Origin of the sequence: Rhodococcus sp. P14 (assembly GCF_000256505.1) — a bacterium.
GTDB classification, from domain to species: Bacteria; Actinomycetota; Actinomycetes; order Mycobacteriales; family Mycobacteriaceae; genus Rhodococcus; species Rhodococcus ruber.
Window position 1 is genome coordinate 1 of record NZ_AJFC01000070.1, and the last position, 5768, is coordinate 5768.

Consider the following 5768-nt stretch of genomic DNA (forward strand, 5'->3'; position numbering starts at 1 on the left):
GCATCATGATCCGCGCGTGCGGCAGGGCGTACCGCTTGCCCCGCGTGCCGGCCGAGAGCAGGAACTGCCCCATGGAGGCAGCCAGACCCATCGCGAAGGTCGCCACGTCGCACTCGACGAACTTCATGGTGTCGTAGATCGCCATGCCGGCTGTGACGGATCCACCCGGGGAGTTGATGTAGAGCGAGATGTCGCGAGTCGGATCCTCCGCGGACAGCAGCAGGATCTGCGCGCAGAGCTTGTTCGCGATGTCGTCGTCGACCTGGGTACCGAGGAAGATGATCCGCTCGCGCAGCAGCCGCTCGTAGACCGAGTCGCTGAGGTTGAGCCCAGCGGTGGCCGAGGTCATCGTGGGACCGATGGATGTCGCCGGATTCTGAGGAGTCACGGTACCTGCCTTCTCGTCAATCGTGGATTGCTGACACTGACAGTAACGAAGTGGGGCGGCACCGGATGCCCGGTGCCGCCCCACTTCGCTCAAAGCGGAAATTTCCACTCGGCGTACCCGGCGGAGGACCGTTGCCACGCCCCGCATGCAATCGCGCGGTGCGGCAACGGATCTCGGCCGACTACTCGGATTCGCCCTCGCCGGCCGGAGCCTCGGCGTCCTCGGACTCGTCGTCGCTCTTCGTGCCGAACAGCTCGGAGGTGTCGACCGTGGCGCCACTGGTGTCGGTGACGGTCGCGCGGTCGACGACGCTGCCGAGGGCCTTGCCGCGACGGACGTCCGCGTAGACGGCGCCCAGCTGGTTCGCCTGGCCGATCTGCTGGATGAACTGCTCCGGCGGAATCCCGTAGCGCTGCGCCTGGAAGAAGATGCGCTCGGTGAGCTCTTCCTGCTCGACGGTGGTGCCTTCGGCCTCGGCGATCGCGTCGAGCAGCAGCTGCACCTTCACGGCGCGCTCGGCGGACTCACGGGTGTCCTTGTCGAACTCCTCGCGGCTCGAGCCCTGCTCTTCGAGGAGCTCGTCGAGCTTGGTCTCGTCGTGATCGAGCGCGTGGATGGCGTCGTGCAGGGCGCCGTCGATCTCGGCCTGGACGACGGCCTCGGGCAGCGGCACCTCGACCGTCTCGAGCAGCACGTCGAGAACCTTGTCGCGGATCTGACCGGCCTGCTCGACCTTCTTGACCCGGGAGACCCGCTCGCGCAGGTCCGCCTTGAGCTCGTCGAGGGTGTCGAACTCGCTCGCGAGCTGGGCGAACTCGTCGTCCTCGGCGGGCAGCTCGCGCTCCTTGACACTGTTCACCGTGACGGTGACGACGGCCTCGTCGCCGGCATGGTCACCGGCGACCAGCGTGGTGGTGAACTCCTTCGACTCGCCCGCGGACATGCCGACGAGCGCCTCGTCGAGGCCGTCGATGAGCTGACCCGACCCCACCTCGTGGGACAGACCGGTGGTGGAGGCCTCGGGGACCGCCTCGCCGCCGACGGTCGCGGACAGATCGATGGACACGAAGTCACCGTCCTGCACCGGACGCTCGACACCGGTGAGGGTGCCGAAACGCTGACGCAGCGACAGCAGCTGCTCCTCGACCGCCTCGTCGGTGATCTCCACGGGATCGACGGTGACCTCGATGGTGGAGAAGTCGGGCAGGGCGATCTCGGGCCGGACGTCCACCTCGGCGGTGAAGACGAGCTCGACGTTGTCCTCGAGCTTGGTGATGTCGACCTCGGGCTGGCCGAGGACCTTGACCTCGTTGGCGGTCACTGCCTCGCTGTAGCGGGCCGGGATGGCGTCGTTGACGACCTGCTCGAGCACGGCGCCCCGCCCGACGCGGGCCTCGAGCAGCTTGCGCGGAGCCTTACCCGGCCGGAAGCCGGGCAGTCGGATCTGGCTGGCGAGTGCCTTGAACGCGCGGTCGAAATCAGGCTGGAGCTCCTCGAAGGGCACCTCAACGTTGATACGGACTCGCGTCGGGCTGAGCTGCTCGACGGTGCTCTTCACGGACATGCTCCTTCTGTCGTGCTCGTGTGTCGTTCTGTTCGTGCTCGTGTGTCGTTCGATCAAGCTGTCACCGGGTGCGCGGTCTTCCACCCGGTTCTTCCTGGTCGGGATGACAGGATTCGAACCTGCGACCCTCCGCTCCCAAAGCGGATGCGCTACCAAGCTGCGCCACATCCCGTCAACACCGGCACCCGGAACCTTCCGGGGACCCGCGGGAGAATCCTACGGCCCCCCGATTATGAAATCCAAAGCGAGGTTCGGTACAGTCTGTTCCTGCACGCGGCGGACCCGGAAACCCGGGTCGATCGCATGCATGGGGATGTAGCTCAATGGTAGAGCCCCAGTCTTCCAAACTGGCTACGCGGGTTCGATTCCCGTCATCCCCTCCACCGGACCGTCACCGGTCCCGCCGCTCCTCGGCGTCGGCGAATTCGCAGAACGCGGTGTACGCCCGCGAACCGTAGATCGTCGCGGGCCCTCCCTGCATGAGGAATGCGACGCCGATCGCCTCGGCCGCCTCCTGCCTGCTCGCTCCGGCACGGACGGCGCTGCGCGCATGAGAGGCGATGCAGCCGTCGCATTCGTCGACGACGCCGATCGCGAGGGCGATCAGTTCCTTGGTCCTGGTATCCAGGGCTCCGGGAGCGAAGGCGGCCTTGCTCAGTGCGTTGAAACCCTGATAGACCTCGGGGATCGCCGCACGCAGCGCCCGGTGCTGCGGATTCAGTACGTTGAGGATTTCCTGGTAGTGCCCGTGCTCGCTCATGAGCCGACGGTAGACATCCACCCCCGGCGCGGGCATCGAATCGGCGGATTCGGGGCGTGTCACACAGCGTGCGAGAGCCGCAGCAGCCCGTCGATCTCGTCGGTGAAGGCGCGGACGAGATTCTCGGGATCGGGCACCCGGTCCGCGTCCGCCTTGAAGCCGACCCGGACCCTGCCGCTGTAGCTGAAGATCGAGACACCCAGGGTCTGCTCGCCTGCGCCGGGCACCCAGGCGAGCACACCGCGGATCTTCGTTCCTCCCAGGTACCGGTCGCCCGTCGGGCCGGGGACGTTGGTGGTGACCCCGATCGCCTTGTCGGAGAAGAAGTCCACGAAGAACCTCTCCAGTTCCGGGCCGGTACGCCCGATCGCCTTGATCAGGCCGAAGGTGAGGGTCACCTCCGGTGAGTGCTTGATGACCTCCATGCGCCGGTGGGTCTCGACGATGCGTTCGAGCGGAGTCGCCAGCGCCGACGGGTATTTGAAGAGCACCAGTGCGAACTGGTTCCCGAGTTCCTTCGGGAGGGGCTGGTCGAGGGGGCGAACGTTGACGGGCACCATCGTGGGTACGTCCTGCGGCTCGCCGCCGTGCTCACGGATGTACGTCGCGAGTGCGCCGGCGACGGCTCCCATGAGCACGTCGTTGACGGTGGTGCCGGTCTCGTGACCGATGTGCTTGATGTCGTCGAGCGGAAAGGGCTCGCACCACACCGCGCGCTTGGCCGTTCCCGGTCGGCCACTGAGCGGCGTGTGCGGCTTGGGACCGAGCACGAGCTTGTCCGCGATCCCGCCGGTGCGTTCGACCTGGGTGAAGGCGTCGCCCAGGACATGCGGGTCGAGCAGTTTGGGCAGGTCCCACAGCATGTGGGCGACTCCGGACGCGGCACCGGCGGTGGTCGCTATCGCGGTGCCGGCCAGTTTGGCCGCGCCCTCGAGGAGACCGGCACGGTGCTCGGGCTCGGTAGCCCCGGGGGCGTCGAGGTCACTGTCCGGAGTCTCGCCGGTCATCGAGAGCATCACCTGGTTGAGCGCGATGCCGTCGGCGATGCAGTGGTGGAGCCGGGTGTAGACGACGGCTCCGTGCCGGTATCCGTCGACGAGGTGCATCTCCCACAGCGGGCGGTGACGATCGAACGGCACCGGCATCCGCTGCTCGATGTACCGCTGCAGCGTCGCGTCGTCACTGCGGGGCAGGGTCGTCCGGATCAGGTGGTTGTCGAGATCGAACGCCGGGTCGTCCTCCCAGTGCGGCGACCCGATGTGGGTGCGCGGTTGCACCGGGCGTTGCCGGAAAGCGGGGTAGGCGTCGACGAAGCGGCGTTGCACGAGGGACACCACGCGCGACCAGTCCACGGGCCCCTCGAAGAACATCAGCGAGTCGATGATCATGAGGTTCTCGGGCCGGTCCATGTTGAGCCAGATGGTGTCCACCGGCCCCATCGCTCTGTTCACCACGGATGTCCCTTCTCGAGTGGGCGTCTACGAGTTTTTCACCGGCACGCGGACCGCGGAAGGGTCATTGGCCCTCGGACCGCGACGCGAACACCCCGCCCAGCTCGCGCAGGGCGGGGTGTTGCCGCGGCGGAGAATGCGGTGGAGGCGCAGTCTCGTCGAGGTGCGGTCAGCGGCGAAAGAGTCCGCCGAGGGTGTGTGCCTGCGCACCGGGGGTGGTGTCCTGGCCGCAGGTGCAGCGCTCGGGTGCGGGCACGGAACGCATGACGGCATCGACATGCTGGCCGCAGCCGCCCCAGCCGGTCTTCCCACAGTTCGGGCAGGTGACGGGGTAACACATGGGGTCCTCCTAGGGGTGACAGGGTCGGCGTCAGGCGCCGGCGGCGGCCTTCTGGTCGGCGATCCGGGCGTGGACCTCGGTCATGTCCAGCGCCTCGATCTGCCCGATGAGGTCTTCGAGGGCGGCCGCGGGCAGGGCGCCGGGCTGGGAGAAGACCAGGACGCCCTCTCGGAACGCCATGATCGTCGGAATCGAGCGGATGTCGGCCATCGCGGCGAGCTGCTGCTCGGCCTCGGTGTCGACCTTGGCGTGCACGATGTCCGGGTGCGCCTGTGACGACTTCTCGAACACCGGGGCGAAGGCGCGGCACGGACCGCACCACGACGCCCAGAAGTCGACGAGGACGATGTCGTTGCCGAGGATTGTGGACTCGAAGTCCGCGAGGGTGAGATTCTTCGTTGCCATCGGATGGTTCCTTTCGTTCTCGTCGGCGCCGGTCAGGCGGGGACGTGGGCCTCGGCCCAGGCGTTGTACCCGCCGAGCAGGTCCGACACGTTCTCGAAGCCCTGCGCCCGCAGCAGCGACGCGGCCACACTCGACCGCCACCCGCCGGCACAGTGCACCACGATCGGCTTGCCGGTGGGCCCCTGCTCGAGCCGCGCCCGCAGCTGCGCCAACGGAATCGGCACCGCCCCCGGAATCGTCCCGAACTCCCGCTCCCCCGGATTGCGGATGTCGACCAACGCCACCGCCTCCGCGGCGAGCATCTCGTCGAGCTCGGCGACGGTGGTGCGCGGCGCGCTCTGCACCAGCTCCGCCAGCTCCGCCGGGAACACCCCGTCGTGATCGACCGTCAGATACCCCAGCGCGTTGTCCGACCCGATCCGGGCCAGCCGCACCGCCGCGTCCTGCTCCTCGCCCGGATAGGTGATCAACACGATCGGCTCCCCCACCTCGGCGACCATGCCGCCGGTCTCGGCGAACCGCCCGTCGAACCCGACGTTGACCGACCCGCGCAGATGCCCCGCCGCGAACTCGTCCACGCTGCGCGCATCGAGCACCCGGGTCCCGGCGGCCAGCTCCGCGCGCACCCGCTCCGGGCTCAGCGCCGGGATGGCCCGGCCCTGATCGAGCAGCGGATGCAGGCTCTTGTTCAACCCGGCATCGACCGAGAAGTACGACGGCGCCGCGGGCTGGCCCTCGGTGACCAGCGCGACGAACGCCTCCTCGCTCATCGGCTGCACCGACGGGTTGCTCACCCGCTGCTCCCCGATCGTCGAGGTCAGCTCCGCCGACAGGTTCTTCCCGCACGACGAGCCGGCGCC

General features: G+C 68.2%; 7 protein-coding genes and 2 tRNA genes. 1 reads left to right on the forward strand and 8 read right to left on the reverse strand.

Annotation, left to right across the window (positions count from 1 at the left end; all coding sequences use genetic code 11):
• From OEY_RS0105095 to OEY_RS0105110, 3 genes are all read right to left on the reverse strand, one after another.
• Window positions 1-349, reverse strand: a 349-nt coding sequence (locus tag OEY_RS0105095; protein ID WP_029539895.1) for an ATP-dependent Clp protease proteolytic subunit, incomplete at its 3' end; no start/stop codon positions are given.
• A 220-nt stretch (window positions 350-569) separates the two neighbouring features.
• The gene (gene tig / locus OEY_RS0105105) at window positions 570-1946 is read right to left on the reverse strand and encodes a trigger factor (protein WP_026137695.1); all 1377 of its coding nucleotides are present in this window, start codon (window positions 1944-1946) and stop codon (window positions 570-572) included.
• A gap of 101 nt (window positions 1947-2047) precedes the next feature.
• Window positions 2048-2124 (reverse strand) — tRNA-Pro (locus OEY_RS0105110).
• 137 nt (window positions 2125-2261) lie between these two features.
• On the opposite strand from OEY_RS0105110, the gene OEY_RS0105115 reads away from it, so the two are divergent.
• Window positions 2262-2335 (forward strand) — tRNA-Gly (locus OEY_RS0105115).
• Window positions 2336-2343: 8 nt separating this feature from the next.
• Here OEY_RS0105115 and OEY_RS0105120 read toward each other — a convergent pair.
• From OEY_RS0105120 to OEY_RS0105135, 5 genes are all read right to left on the reverse strand, one after another.
• Window positions 2344-2712, reverse strand: coding sequence for a carboxymuconolactone decarboxylase family protein (locus OEY_RS0105120; protein WP_010592839.1), 369 nt, complete (start codon window positions 2710-2712; stop codon window positions 2344-2346).
• Window positions 2713-2771: 59 nt separating this feature from the next.
• Window positions 2772-4163 carry a wax ester/triacylglycerol synthase family O-acyltransferase gene (locus OEY_RS0105125; RefSeq protein ID WP_228287164.1) on the reverse strand — a complete coding sequence of 464 codons (1392 nt, stop codon included), beginning with the start codon at window positions 4161-4163 and terminating at the stop codon, window positions 2772-2774.
• A 169-nt stretch (window positions 4164-4332) separates the two neighbouring features.
• Window positions 4333-4503, reverse strand: coding sequence for a hypothetical protein (locus OEY_RS30785; RefSeq protein WP_162919307.1), 171 nt, complete (start codon window positions 4501-4503; stop codon window positions 4333-4335).
• Window positions 4504-4533: 30 nt separating this feature from the next.
• Window positions 4534-4908, reverse strand: a complete 375-nt coding sequence (gene trxA, locus OEY_RS0105130) for a thioredoxin (RefSeq protein WP_010592841.1) — start codon at window positions 4906-4908, stop codon at window positions 4534-4536.
• 32 nt (window positions 4909-4940) lie between these two features.
• A partial coding sequence (locus OEY_RS0105135; protein WP_010592842.1) for a rhodanese-like domain-containing protein occupies window positions 4941-5768 on the reverse strand: 828 nt, incomplete at its 5' end.